Source organism: Streptomyces sp. Pv4-95 (genome assembly GCF_045782725.1).
GTDB lineage: Bacteria > Actinomycetota > Actinomycetes > Streptomycetales > Streptomycetaceae > Streptomyces.
Map to the genome: position 1 here is coordinate 7,389,777 of NZ_CP127172.1, position 12,910 is coordinate 7,402,686.

Consider the following 12,910-nt stretch of genomic DNA (forward strand, 5'->3'; position numbering starts at 1 on the left):
CACAGGCTTGAGCGGTGATGACGGTTCGCCGGCGGACTACCCCGCCGATGAACCGGGCCCTGTGCCCCGGACCCGCCCGGCTTCGGCCGGGTCTCCGGGGCACTCGGCCGCCGCGGCCCGGAGGTACCGACGGCCGAACGGCCCGGGTACCGGCCGGGCCCTGCCGCGTTGTCCAGACAGAGAACTTCTTGCAGTTGAGGGAAGAGTGTCGTGCAGTTCCGCCAACAGGCCCTTTCCAAGCTGCAGTCGCCCGAAGAGATCGACCTGCCGGTGCGCTTCGCCCGGCCCCAGGGCCTGCTCGTCCTGATCGTCACGGTCGCCGTCATGATCGCCGCAGCCGTATGGGCGGTGACCGGCACCGTGTCCTCCACCCTCAAGGCCCCCGGCATCCTCACCCACGGCCAGGGCAGCTACGTCCTGCAGAGCCCCGTCGCGGGACAGGTGACCGCCGTACTCGCCCAGGAGGGCAAGCGGGTCCCCGCCAACACGCCCGTACTGAAGGTGCGTACCGCGCAGGGCACCACCGTGGTCCGCACCATCGCCGCGGGCCGGCTGACGACCATGGTGGCCACCATCGGCTCCGTCGTCACCACCGGAGCGGACGTCGCCGCCGTGGAGCGCGTCCGGGGCTCCGACGACCCGCTGACCGCGACGCTCTACGTACCCGCCGACAGCGGTGCGACGGTCCCGGTCGGCGCCTCGGTGGACCTCACCGTCCAGTCCGTGCCGACCCAGCAGTACGGCGTGCTGCGCGGCAAGGTGAAGGCCGTCGGCAGGACTGCCCAGACGCGCCAGCAGATCACCGGATTCCTGGGCAGCAGCCAGCTCGGCGAGCAGTTCTCGCGCCAGGGCCAGCCCGTCGCCGTCCTCGTGGAGCTGGAGCGGGCGCCGGGCAACAAGTCCGGCTACGCCTGGTCGAACTCGGACGGCCCGCCGTACGCCGTCGACTCCATGACCCTGGCCGGCGGCTCCGTGCACCTGGCCGCGCAGCATCCGATCGATTGGCTGCTCCCGTGACCGCACCACACGACTCCGCGGCCCCGCCGCAGCAGCAACTGCCGCCGTCCGGGCGCCGGCGGCACCGCCCCGAGCCCGCGTCCGGCGGCCGCCGCCGCGCGCGCCGGGACGTCCCGCCGCCCACCAAGACCCCCAAGCGCAAGACGGTGCGCACGCCCACGGTCCTGCAGATGGAGGCCCTGGAGTGCGGCGCCGCATCGCTGGCCATGGTGCTCGCCCACTACGGCAAGCACGTCCCGCTGGAGGAACTGCGCATCGCCTGCGGCGTCTCCCGTGACGGCTCGCGCGCCAGCAACCTGCTCAAGGCCGCCCGTAGCTACGGACTGCAGGCCAAGGGCATGCAGATGGAACCCGCGGCGCTCGCCGAGGTGCAGGCCCCGGCCATCTTGTTCTGGGAGTTCAACCACTACGTCGTCTACGACGGCATGGGCCGCCGCCTCGGCCGCCGGGGCGTCCACGTCAACGACCCCGACAAGGGCCGCCGCTTCGTGGCGATGGAGGACTTCGACACCAGCTTCACCGGTGTGGCGCTGGTCTTCGAACCCTCCGACAACTTCCGCCGCGGTGGCCGCAAACCGGGCATCATGGGCGCGGTACCCGCACGGATGCGCGGCACCAAGGCCACCCTGCTGGCGGCGCTGCTCGCCAGCCTCCTGCTCGTCGCGGTCGGCGCCGCGGTGCCCGCGCTCAGCCGCACCTACATCGACATGTTCCTGATCGGACACCAGACGTCGCTGCTGGGTCCGCTGTTCGCGGCCATGGCCACCATGGTCGTGCTCACCGCCGTACTGACCGGTCTGCAACAGGCGAACCTGCTGCGCGGACGCATCATCTCCTCCACCCTCAGCAGCGCCCGGTTCCTGCGCCATCTGCTCAGACTCCCGGTAACCTTCTTCGCCCAGCGAAGTCCCGCCGACCTCGTCCAACGGCTCCAGTCCAACGACGCGGTCGCCGAGACACTGGCCCGCGACCTCGCGGCCGCCGGCGTGGACGGCATCGTCGTCATCCTCTACGCCGTCCTGCTGTGGACCTACGACCCGCAACTGACCGTCATCGGCGTGCTCATCGCGCTGCTCAACGTCGTCGCGATGCGCATCGTGATCCGGCTGCGGGCGACCCACACGCAGAAGCTGCGCGCGGACAGCGCCCGGCTGACCAACACCTCCTACACCGGCCTCCAGCTCATCGAGACCATGAAGGCCACCGGCGGCGAGAGCGGCTACTTCCGCCGATGGGCCGGGCAGCACGCCACCACGCTTGAGGTACAGCAGCGGCTCGGGGTGCCGAGCGCCGCGCTGGCCGTCGTCGCGCCCACCCTGGCCACCCTCAACAGCGCGATGATCCTCTGGATCGGCGGGCTGCGGGCGGTCGAGGGCCATATCTCGATCGGTCTGCTGGTCGCCTTCCAGGCCCTGGTCACGCGCTTCACCGCGCCGATCACCCGGCTGAACGGCGTCGCGGGCCGCATCCAGGACTTCGCGGCGGACGTGGCCCGGCTGAAGGACGTCGAGAACTTCCCCGTCGACACCCTGTACTCCCGCCGCGAGCCGGACGCGAGCACCCGCAGGCTCAAGGGCCATGTGACGCTGGAGGAGATCACCTTCGGCTACAGCCCGCTGGACAAGCCCCTGCTCACCGGCTTCTCGCTGTCGGTGGGCCCCGGCCAGCAGGTCGCCCTGGTCGGCGGATCGGGCAGCGGAAAGTCCACCGTCTCGCGCCTGATCTCCGGCCTCTACAGCCCCTGGGAAGGCACCATCCGCATCGACGGGCAGCGCCTGGAGGACATCTCCCGCAGCGCCCTTGCCGCCTCGGTCTCCTTCGTGGACCAGGACATCTTCCTCTTCGAGGGCACCGTCCGGGACAACGTGGCGCTGTGGGACCCCTCGATCCCCGACGACGCCGTCGTCACCGCCCTCCAGGACGCCGCCCTCTACGACGATGTCATCGCCCGGCGCCCCGACGGCATCCACAGCCGCGTCGAGCAGGACGGCCGCAACTTCTCCGGCGGTCAGCGGCAGCGGCTGGAGATCGCCCGCGCGCTGGTGCGACGGCCCAGCATCCTGGTCCTCGACGAGGTGACCAGCGCCCTGGACGCACAGACCGAACAGACCATCATCGACAACCTGCGGCGGCGCGGCTGCGCATGCGTCGTGATCGCCCACCGTCTGAGCACGGTGCGCGACAGCGACGAGATCGTGGTCCTCGACCACGGCGTGGTCGTCGAACGGGGGCGGCACGAGAACCTCGTCGCCGCCGGGGGACCGTACGCCGAGCTGGTCAAGGAGCACTGACGTGTCATCCGTACACCCGTCCCCGGCCGTGGGACCGGGCGAGCTCGACGCGGTGACCCACGCGCTGGGCGGCCTCGGCACGCCCGTCGACTGCACCGGTCTGCGCAGCGTGCCCCTGGAGGGCCCGCACGTGCTGTGGCTCGTCACCGGCGGAGCCCTCGACCTGTTCGCCGTCGACGCGGCGCAAGAGGGGCACTGGCACTTCCTCGGCCGTCTCGAAGTGGGCACCCTGCTGCTCGGCCCGGTCGAGGGCCCGCAGCACACCCTGCTCGGCAGGCCCACGCAGGACTGCCAACTGCGCCGCATCGCTCTGCGGGAGCTCCAGGTCCCCGCGTACAACGAGTACGACGAATACGGCGGCTACCAGAACGGCTACCAGAACGGCTACGCCGACCCCTACGGAGGTCAGGGCGAGGTCCATACGCCCCTGGAGCACGCCTTCGCGCTCGGCACCGCGCGCGGCCTGGGTGTGCTCTTCGAGGCCCCGCTGGACGGCCGGCCCGGCGACGAGGCCGTGGCGGACGACGACATCCTGTGGATGCCCGTACCGCCCGGCAGCGTGCAGTACGGCGCCACCTACAGCGCGGAGGCCGCCCTCGACCTGCTGGTCGACGGCACGCTGTGGCAGCGGATGGTCAACCAGCAGTACCGGCTGCTGTCCGCCGTCGACCGCTGGATCGAACAGCTGGAGCGGGCGCACGAGGACCGCACGGCGGCCGGCATCAAGGCGGGCGAGACCGTCCGGGCGAAGGCCGACCAGGCGCTGCTGGCCTCCATCGGCCGGCAGGGCGGCACCGGCCGGGGCGGGGCGGCGAACACCGGCGACGACACCACCTTCGCGGTCTGCCGCCGGGTCGCCGAGGCGGCCGGGATCACCCTCACCGAGCCCTCGAAGAGCGGCGCGGCCAACGACCGCATCAGCCCCGTCGAGCGGATCGCGGTCAGCTCGCGGATCCGCACCCGCGCGGTCCGGCTCATCGGCCGGTGGTGGCGGGTCAACACCGGCCCGCTGGTGGGCCACCGCTCCAAGTCCGGCGCCCCGGTCGCCCTGCTGTGGCACCGCGGCCGCTACGAAGCGGTCAACCCCGCCTCCGGGCTGCGGATGCGCATCGGCAAGGACAACGCCGACGAGTTCGAGCCGCGCGCCGTCATGTTCTACCGTCCGCTGCCCGAACGGCCCATGACCCTGTGGCGGCTGCTGCGCTTCAGCATGCGCGACGCCCGCCTGGACCTGCGCAACCTCGCCCTCAGCGGGCTGGTGACGGTCGGGCTCGGTGCCCTGGTGCCGATCGCGACCGGTCAGGTCCTCGGTGTCCTCGTGCCGACCGCGGAGCGGAGCCTGATCGTCCAGGTCTCTCTGGCAGTCATGATCACCAGCATCGTGACGGCCGCCTTCATGCTGCTGCAGAACCTCACGGTCCTGCGGATGGAGGGCCGTATCGAGAGCGCCCTGCAACCCGCCGTGTGGGACCGGCTGCTGAGGCTGCCGACGAAGTTCTTCACCGAACGCTCCACCGGCGAACTGGCCAGCGCCGCCATGGGCATCAGCAGTATCCGGCGGGTGCTGTCCGGCGTCGGCCCGGTGGCCGTGCAGTCGGTCACCGTCGGCCTCATGAACCTCGTCCTGCTCTTCTGCTTCAGCGTCCCGCTGGCGATGGCGGCGATCGGCATGCTCATCGTCATCGGCGCGGTGTTCCTCGGCATGGGGCTGTGGCAACTGCGGTGGCAGCGGCAGCTGGTCGAACTCGGCAACAAGCTCAACAACCAGGCGTTCCAGACCCTGCGCGGGCTGCCCAAACTGCGCGTCGCCGCCGCCGAGAGCTTCGCCTACGCGGCCTGGGCCCGGGAGTTCGCCCGCTCCCGCGAACTCCAGCAGCGGGCAGGTCGGATCAAGAACCTGACCACGGTCCTCGACGCGGTGTATCTGCCGCTCTGCTCGCTCACCATGTTCATGCTGCTGGCGGGCCCCGCCCGAGGCAGCATGTCGGCCGGGTCGTTCCTGACCTTCAACACCTCCGTGACCATGCTGCTCACCTCGGTCACCCAGATCTCCGGCGCGCTCGTCTCGGCCGCCGCGGCGCTGCCCATGTTCGAGCAGGTCAAGCCGGTGCTGAACGAGACGCCCGAAGTCCGCGTGGCCAGCGCCCAGCCCGGTCTGCTCTCCGGCGGCATCGAGGCGCGGAAACTCTCCTTCCGCTACAGCGACGACGGCCCCCTGGTGCTCGACGACGTCTCGCTGCAGGTCAAGCCCGGCGAGTTCGTGGCCGTCGTCGGCCCCAGCGGCTGCGGCAAGTCGACGCTCCTGCGGCTGCTCATCGGCTTCGACAAGCCGGCCTCCGGCAGCGTGCTGTACGACGGCCAGGACCTCTCCGCCCTCGACCAGGCCGCCGTAAGGCGGCAGTGCGGCGTCGTCCTGCAGAACAGCCAGCCGCTGACCGGATCGATCCTGGACTGCATCTGCGGTGCCGAGGCCTTCTCCCAGGAAGAGGCATGGGAGGCCGCCGAGATGGCCGGTCTGGCCGAGGACATCAAGCGGATGCCGATGGGGATGCACACCATGATCTCCGGTGGCGGTCAGATCTCGGGCGGGCAGCGCCAGCGTCTGATGATCGCCCAGGCGCTGGTCCGCCGCCCGCGCATCCTCTTCTTCGACGAGGCCACCAGCGCCCTCGACAACGAGACGCAGCGCATCGTCATCGAGAGCACCCGCAAGCTGAGCGCCAGCCGGCTGGTGATCGCCCACCGGCTCTCCACGGTCATGGACGCCGACCGGGTCATCGTGATGTCGGACGGCCGGGTCGTCGAGCAGGGCCCGCCCGCGACGCTGCTGGCCGACACCGCCGGTCACCTCCACGAACTCGTCCGCAGGCAGATGACCTGAGCCACCGGCAGGTGTGCGCCCGGCGCCCCGGCTCGGCGCCGCCCGCGCGTCAGGCCCCGCCGTCGGCCGCTTCCTCCGCGGCGCTCGCCGTCGCCTGCAGGGTGTCGAGCACGTGCCGGGGGTTGCCGTCCGCCGTGACCGCCTGCCCGATCCGCTTGCGGATCGCGTCCCGGACCGTCGGCCACGAACTCCTGCCCACCGGCGGGAACTCGGCCTTCGGCATCTGGTCGAGGAACTCCCACAGGGGACGCTGCGATGTCCGCGCCCGCAGGGACTCGGCCCCGGAGACCGTCACCGGCAGGGTTCCCTGGCCCGCGGCGAACCGCGTGGCCACCTGCTCGCTGTAGAGGAAGTTCAGGAACGCCCCGCACTCCGTGCGGTGCCCGTTGCGCCGGAAGGCCATCAGCCAGTCGCTGAGTCCGAGCGGCGGCGCGGCTCCGCCGCTGCGCCGGGGGAAGGCGGTGTGCCCGTACGGGAGCCGGGCGTGATCGGCGGCCTTGATCAGGACGGGGTGCGCGGTCATCATCCCGACCTCGCCCTTGAGGAAGGCCGCATAGGCAGCGGTACGGCTGAACCGTGTGGGGTCGGCGCCGGCCAGCCCGGGCTCCACGAGCCGGCTCCGCACCCAGCTCAGCGCCTCGATGTTCTCCTGCCGTACGAAGTCGTAGCCGGACGGGCTCGCGCAGCCGCCGCCGGCCGCGAGCATCCAGGCCATGGCCTCGTCCTCGGCCGCTTCGGGGCCGAATTGCAGGCCGTACGGTGTCCGCACCCCGCTCGCCTTCAGGGCGACGGCGGCGTCGCGCAGCGCGGACCACGAGGTGGGCGGGCCGCTGAGACCGGCCTGTGCGAAGAGGCGCTTGTTGTAGAAGAGCCGGGGCGTGCTGGCGAGGAAAGGTATGCCGTACTGCGTGAAGTCGACCTCGCCGGCCCGCGCGAAGGTGGTGATGAAGTCGGCCTGGGCGGGGATGCTGAACAGCTCCTCGGCGCCGTAGAGCTGCCGGGCCTCGGCGTAGTCGGCGAAGACGTACGACTGGGCGATGTCGGGCGCCTGCCCGCTCCTGACCCGCCGGGCCAGTGTCCTGTCGATCTCCCCGATGGGGACGAGTTCGAGGTCGATGGTGATGGCCGGGTGCTTCTTCTCGAAGGTGCGGATGCCCGCGTGCCACTGGTCGACGATCGAGGAGCCCACGCTCCTGCCGTAGCTCGCCGCCAGCACCTTGAGGGTGACGTTCCGTTCGGCCGCCTCCCCGGAGCCGCAGCCTGTGAGTCCGAGCGCCGCAGCGCCCGCCATACCGGCCGTGCGGGAGAGAAAGTGCCGTCGACGCACCGCAGTTGCCACCTTTGCCTGAGCTGCCCGTGGGGGGATGAGGGGCCAACGGTACGCGTCGGCTGGCACATTGTGCCAAGTGGGCGTGAACTGTCAGTCCGGTGGGGTGGGTAGCCGTGGGGGGCGTGGGCGCCCGGCCACCGCGGGCCGGGGGCTTCAGGGGTGCGGGACGACGGCGACCGGCGCGGGGCAGTGGTGCAGCACGCCGTGGGCGGTGTGGCCGATGCGTGGCGCCCCGGCCCACGAGCGTGCGGTGTGCCGGCCGATGACCACCAGCCCGGCCGTGGCCCCCGCCTCCACCAGATGATGTGCGGAGTTACCGGTCAACGATTGTTCGAGCACCTCGACACCGGGGTACCTCTCGCGCCATGGCCGCAGCGCGGTTCGCAGCTCCTCCGCCTCCTGCGCCGCCATTTCCCCCTGCCAGTTCTGCTCCGCGCCGACGCCGTAGGCGAAGAAGGCCGGCGGGCTCCAGCCGTGGATCACCTGGAGCGGAGCCGCACGCACCGCCGCCGCCTCGAAGCCGAAGCGGATCACCTCGTCACAGGGCCGGCTGAGGTCGAGGCCCAGTGCCACCGGGCGGCAGGGCATGGCCGACGCCGGCCGGTCGTCGGGGCCGGGGCGGTGCTCGTCGTCGGCCGTGGTTCCGGCGCGCACCAGGACCACCGGCCGCTCGGTGTGCGCGACGACGCTCATCGCGACGGAACCGACGAAGAACCCGGCCAGGCCGCCGATGCCCGCGGTGCCGACCGCCAGCAGCTCGGCATCCCGGGCGACATCGCACAGGACCTCCGACGGCGCACCGGTGAGGTGGTCCCCGGTGATCGTCAACTCCGGGTGGCGCCGGCGCAGTTCGGCCGCGGCCTCGCGGGCCACCCGCTCGGACCACAGCCGGGGGCCGTCCGCCCCCACCGGCGGGGCGTGCGCATACGGCTGCCACTCCCACGCGTGGACGAGGCGCAGGGGCAGTTCCCTGCGTCGCGCCTCCCGGGCGCCCCATTCCGCGGCGGCGAAGCCGGCAGCCGAGCCGTCGAGTCCGACGGTCACCGGGCGGGTCATGGCGCACCTCCGTGGAGAGAGGGGTGGTGCACTCTTCACGGTCGTCCTGTCCGGTCGGGACGGTCAGGGGCCGCAGGGCCTTTTCGCGGTCCGACCGGCCCCGCGGGGCGGAAGCCGGGCGGGCGGGAGCGGCGCCCCCTCCCCCGACCGGCCGGGGGAGGGGGCCGGACGGCCCCTGTCAGGTGCTGTCCGCCGAAACCACGCTGGGGGTGGGACAGCCTGCCGGGGAGGCGGTCCGTATCGAGGAGGCATCATGCGGCACACCCCGCACATCGTCGGCGACGTGATGACACAGACCGTGGTCGCGATCGGACAGGGCGCACGGTTCAAGGAGATCGTCGAGACCATGGAGCAGTGGCAGGTGAGTGCGCTGCCGGTCCTGGCCGGTGAGAGCCGGGTCGTGGGTGTCGTCTCCGAGACCGACCTGTTGCCCGAGGAGGAGTTCCGCGGGGCCGGCCCGAAACGCCTGGAGCGGCTGCGGCGGCTGGACGACATGCGCCAGGCAGGGGCGTTGACGGCCGGTGAGCTGATGAGCGCGCCCGCCCTCGCCGTGCATGCCGACGCCACCCTCGCCCAGGCGGCGCGGACGATGGCACGCCGGGCCGTCAAGCGGCTGCCGGTGGTGGACGGCGAGGGGATGCTGCAGGGCATCGTCAGCCGTGCCGATCTGCTGAAGGTCTACCTGCGCTCCGACGAGGACCTCGCGGAGGAGATCCGCAGGGACGTGGTCGGCCACCTCTTCGCGGTCTCCCGCGGGCAGCTGCGGGTCGCCGTCGCCGACGGCGTGGTCGCCCTCGGCGGACAGGTCAGGGACACCTCGCTGATACCGGTCGCGGCCCGTCTCATCCGGGCGGTGGAAGGGGTCGTGGACGTCGAGTTCGACGTGACGGGGCCGACGGCGGCGCGGATGGAGCCACCGGCCGCCGGCCCGCCGGTCTGACCTCCGCCGGTCCGGCGCGGGGTGTCGCGAGCGGGGTGGCACGAGGTGTGGCGAGAAGTGCGCGCGTGAGGACCGGGGGGAGGGCTCATCCGCGACGGGGCGGCGGTGCGGAAGTCCCTTGTGACGGCCGGTGCCGGACGCTGTAGCCCGCGCGGCCCGGTTCGGACGGGACCGAGTCGACAACCTCGAAGGTGTCGCCCAGGCCGACGGCGCGCAGGATCCGCAGATAGTGCGGGTCGGTGATGACCAGGACCACCCGGCCGCCACGTTCCCGTGCCCTGCGCCGGGCGCGGCACAGCACCCCGATGCCGCTGCAGTCCAGGAACGTCAGCCGCGCCAGATCGACCACCAGGTCGGGGGACGGCCCGGACGTCAGGGCGTCGAGGTGCTCGGCCGTGGAAGCGGCACTCAGAATGTCCAGCTCCCCCTGGAGCCGCACGACCATGGGCGTCGGCGGGCGGCTCTCACGCGCGCCCCTCGTCGGCTCCCTCAGCATGTCCTCACCCGTTCGTGTCGTCCGGCCTTCAGGCCGCTGGCTATATCGAAGGCTGCGGAAGGTGTCGTTACGAGTGCCGGACGGGTCCGATTGCTTGGGACTTTCGGCCCATCCACGGCGATCGCCGTTCTCGCGCCACGGTGCGGGTGCAGCTGCGCGGGCTCGGGGCCGGTCGGTCCCGGGACGGGCCCCGGACGGCCCTGTGAGCCGGCCGCGCCGTGTCCGACGGTGGGAGCACGATCCCCTGAAGGAGGGACCGCGATGCCGCCTATCGCCTCCGGCTCCCGTGCGGCCTCCGCCCGGACGGCCCGTGCTCCCGTACCTCCTGTACGGCCGGCGCGGTCGGCTGACGGCGTGTGGGGCGGAGCCGTCGGGCGTGGGCCGGGAGAAGGCGCGTGATGAAGCGACGGGTGGTGGGCAGCGTGATGACCGGCGACGTCGTGCCGGCGCGTGACTCGACCCCGCGGGCGGACCTCGAACGCTGGCTGGCCGAGTACGACATCAGCGGCCTGCCGGTGGTGGACGCCGACGACAAGGTGATCGGCGTCGTCTCCGCGACGGACCTGCGGCGCGCCGGGGAGCGTACGGGGCGCGCGGGGCCGCTGACCACCGGCGAGCTGATGTCCGCGCCGGCCATCACCATTCGCGCCGACGATTCGGTCGTCCGGGCCGCCCGCGTCCTGACCGAGCGAGGCATCGAGCGGCTGCCGGTCGTCGACGAGGAGGCCCGGCTGGTCGGCATCGTCACCCGCCGCGACCTGCTGCGGATCTTCCTCCGGCCGGACGCCGAACTCCGTGCCGAAGTGCTGGACGAAGTGCTGGTCCGGGCCCTGTGGCTCAGCCCGCAGAGCGTCGACGTCGTGGTCCGCGGCGGTCTGGTGACGCTCAGCGGGACCTTGGAGCACGGCGGGGACGTGGCCGTCGCGGTGCAGATGACGCGCCAGATCGACGGCGTGCTCGGGGTCGTCAACCGGCTCGGACACCGCCGGCAAGCGGTGCACCGGCCCGCCGGCCACGCCCTTGGCCCCGGCCCTGACCGCGCGTCCCACCACGCATGACCGCCCCGATCGAGAAAGAGGTGCACCGCGATGACCACCGACCGACGCGTGCTGATCGTCTACGGCAGCAGGAACGGTTCGACGGCCGAGATCGGCCGGTGGGTCGGCCAGGCACTGCGGGAGCGGGGCCTCGTCGTGGAGGTGCGGGACGTGGCCGACGCGCCGGCCGACCTCTCCGCGTACGAAGCGGTGGTGCTCGGCGCCGGCGTCTACATGGGCGGCTGGCACCGTGACGCCAGGCGCTTCGCCCGCCGGCACCGCAGGGAGTTGGGCAGCATGCCGGTCTGGCTGTTCAGCAGCGGGCCGCTGGACACCTCGTGCGACGAACGGGAGGTGCCGGCCGTGCCCGGTGTGGCCCGGCTCGCCCACCGGTTGGGCGTCCGCGGCCACGCCACGTTCGGCGGCAGGCTCGCCCAGGGGGCGCAGGGCTATGTCGCACGCCAGATCCTCCGCGACGGCAAGGGCGGCGACTTCCGCAACCAGGACGCCGTCCGCAACTGGGCCCGTCGCGTCGCGGCCGAGCTGACGTGGGAGCTCACCTGGGAGCCGCTGACGCTCTGACGCCGGGGCCTGCTGGGAGGGCGGCGGGTCGTCGGGCGGCCCTTCCGGGACTCGGAGCGGAGCTGCCGCGGCCACCCCGGTGGAGGATCGCCCCGTGCGGAGGGGCGGAACTCTGCTTATGGTTCACCGCAGGTGCCGTGACGACGGTCCGACGACCCGGTCTCCCGGGCCGCGGGGCGCCGGTGGACGGAGGACCGTATGCCAAGGACCAGGACCCTGCTCGACGCGCTGCCCACCGAGGCGGGCGAGCGGCTGGCCACGATCACCCGCGAGGTCTCGCTGCCGAGGGCTACCCGCCTCTTCGAGGAGGGGCGCCGCGCGGACCGGTTCTGGGTCGTCCGCAACGGCCAGGTCGCACTCGACCAGCATGTCCCCGGACGCCGTCCCGCGATCGTCGAGACCGTCGGCCGCGGCGACCTGCTGGGCTGGTCGTGGCTGTTCCCGCCGTATCTGTGGCACCTCGGAGCGGAAACCGTCGGGCCGGTGGACGCCGTGGAGTTCGACGCCGCGGCGGTCCGCTCGCTGTGCGAGACGGACCCCGAGCTGGGGCGTGCGGTCTACCGGTACGTCGCGGAAACCGTCGCGGACCGGCTGCACAGCACCCGCGTGCGCCTGATGGAGCTCTACGGTCCCCCGGGCAGCGTGGACGAGCGATGAGCCGGCGGGCCCCGCAGGGCGCCGACGCCGGGCCCGGCGCCTCACGGCTGCCGGTGGCCCCACTGCGTACCCGCTTCCGCCCACTCCCGCTCCCACTGCGCGTAACGCCTGCGGTTGAGGAGGTAGGCGCCGCCGCGCTGCGCGCCGACGAGCAGCAGGACGGTGCCGCCCCCGGCCACCGTGCCCAGCGCGATGCTCTCGAACTTGGCCTCGGTGGGGGTGAGCGGATCACGCAGCAGCGCGCCCTTCGCGTCGAGCCAGGCGGTGGTCCGGTCGCCGGCGCCGAGGCCCGGCGCCACGGCGGTCTCACCCGTGCGGTGCGTACCGTCCGGCTGGGTCCACCGCACCGTCGCATGGACCCGTCCTCCCACGCCGCCGGTGGTGTCCACGCCGATCCGGGCCGGCGGATTCTCGGTCAGCACCGCCGACACGCTGTGCCGGTCGCGGCTCTGCCCGGCGGACGCGTCGGCCACCGCGTCGGCGGTGGTCATACCGGCGATCGGGGCCGTCACGGCGATCAGTACACCGGTGGCCAGCAGCAGCCACGACTCCGCCACGTCGGACCGGCGCCGGAGCGGACTGTGCCGCCAGTGCCAGAAGAAGTTCCTGAGGGTCATCGCGCA

General features: G+C 72.6%; 11 protein-coding genes. 7 read left to right on the top strand and 4 right to left on the bottom strand.

The window, feature by feature from the left end; all coding sequences use genetic code 11:
* Positions 1-210 precede the first annotated feature (210 nt).
* Genes QOM21_RS32410 through QOM21_RS32420 form a run of 3 tightly spaced genes read left to right on the top strand, consistent with a single transcriptional unit; the run spans position 211 to position 6,189 of the window.
* Entirely contained in the window at positions 211-1,017 is an 807-nt protein-coding gene (locus tag QOM21_RS32410; RefSeq protein WP_393895108.1) for an HlyD family efflux transporter periplasmic adaptor subunit, read from the top strand.
* The gene (locus tag QOM21_RS32415) at positions 1,014-3,308 is read left to right on the top strand and encodes an NHLP family bacteriocin export ABC transporter peptidase/permease/ATPase subunit (RefSeq protein ID WP_407554561.1); all 2,295 of its coding nucleotides are present in this window, start codon (positions 1,014-1,016) and stop codon (positions 3,306-3,308) included. Before QOM21_RS32410 ends, QOM21_RS32415 begins: the two co-directional genes overlap by 4 nt.
* A 1-nt stretch (position 3,309) precedes the next feature.
* Positions 3,310-6,189 carry an NHLP bacteriocin export ABC transporter permease/ATPase subunit gene (locus QOM21_RS32420; protein WP_407554562.1) on the top strand — a complete coding sequence of 960 codons (2,880 nt, stop codon included), beginning with the start codon at positions 3,310-3,312 and terminating at the stop codon, positions 6,187-6,189.
* A gap of 49 nt (positions 6,190-6,238) precedes the next feature.
* On the opposite strand, the gene QOM21_RS32425 is transcribed toward QOM21_RS32420, so the two are convergent.
* Both QOM21_RS32425 and QOM21_RS32430 read right to left on the bottom strand, forming a co-directional pair.
* The gene (locus QOM21_RS32425; protein WP_407554563.1) at positions 6,239-7,516 is read right to left on the bottom strand and encodes an extracellular solute-binding protein; all 1,278 of its coding nucleotides are present in this window, start codon (positions 7,514-7,516) and stop codon (positions 6,239-6,241) included.
* 156 nt (positions 7,517-7,672) lie between these two features.
* The gene (locus QOM21_RS32430; protein WP_407554564.1) at positions 7,673-8,575 is read right to left on the bottom strand and encodes a universal stress protein; all 903 of its coding nucleotides are present in this window, start codon (positions 8,573-8,575) and stop codon (positions 7,673-7,675) included.
* 253 nt (positions 8,576-8,828) lie between these two features.
* On the opposite strand from QOM21_RS32430, the gene QOM21_RS32435 reads away from it, so the two are divergent.
* The gene (locus tag QOM21_RS32435) at positions 8,829-9,515 is read left to right on the top strand and encodes a CBS domain-containing protein (protein WP_407554565.1); all 687 of its coding nucleotides are present in this window, start codon (positions 8,829-8,831) and stop codon (positions 9,513-9,515) included.
* Positions 9,516-9,600: 85 nt separating this feature from the next.
* Here QOM21_RS32435 and QOM21_RS32440 read toward each other — a convergent pair whose 3' ends face one another.
* Entirely contained in the window at positions 9,601-10,011 is a 411-nt protein-coding gene (locus QOM21_RS32440) for an STAS domain-containing protein (RefSeq protein WP_407554566.1), read from the bottom strand.
* 398 nt (positions 10,012-10,409) lie between these two features.
* Here QOM21_RS32440 and QOM21_RS32445 point away from each other — a divergent pair, with 398 nt between their 5' ends.
* The 3 genes from QOM21_RS32445 (at position 10,410) to QOM21_RS32455 (ending at position 12,287) form a co-directional block, all read left to right on the top strand.
* Positions 10,410-11,069 (top strand): CBS domain-containing protein, encoded by a 660-nt coding sequence (locus tag QOM21_RS32445; RefSeq protein ID WP_407554567.1) that lies wholly within the window; start codon positions 10,410-10,412, stop codon positions 11,067-11,069.
* 30 nt (positions 11,070-11,099) lie between these two features.
* Complete coding sequence (locus QOM21_RS32450; RefSeq protein ID WP_407554568.1) at positions 11,100-11,630, top strand: flavodoxin domain-containing protein; 531 nt, start codon at positions 11,100-11,102, stop codon at positions 11,628-11,630.
* 198 nt (positions 11,631-11,828) lie between these two features.
* Positions 11,829-12,287: a Crp/Fnr family transcriptional regulator gene (locus QOM21_RS32455; protein ID WP_407554569.1), complete on the top strand. Its 459-nt coding sequence runs from the start codon at positions 11,829-11,831 to the stop codon at positions 12,285-12,287.
* A 41-nt stretch (positions 12,288-12,328) separates the two neighbouring features.
* Here QOM21_RS32455 and QOM21_RS32460 read toward each other — a convergent pair whose 3' ends face one another.
* Complete coding sequence (locus tag QOM21_RS32460) at positions 12,329-12,904, bottom strand: hypothetical protein (RefSeq protein WP_407554570.1); 576 nt, start codon at positions 12,902-12,904, stop codon at positions 12,329-12,331.
* Positions 12,905-12,910 lie beyond the last annotated feature (6 nt).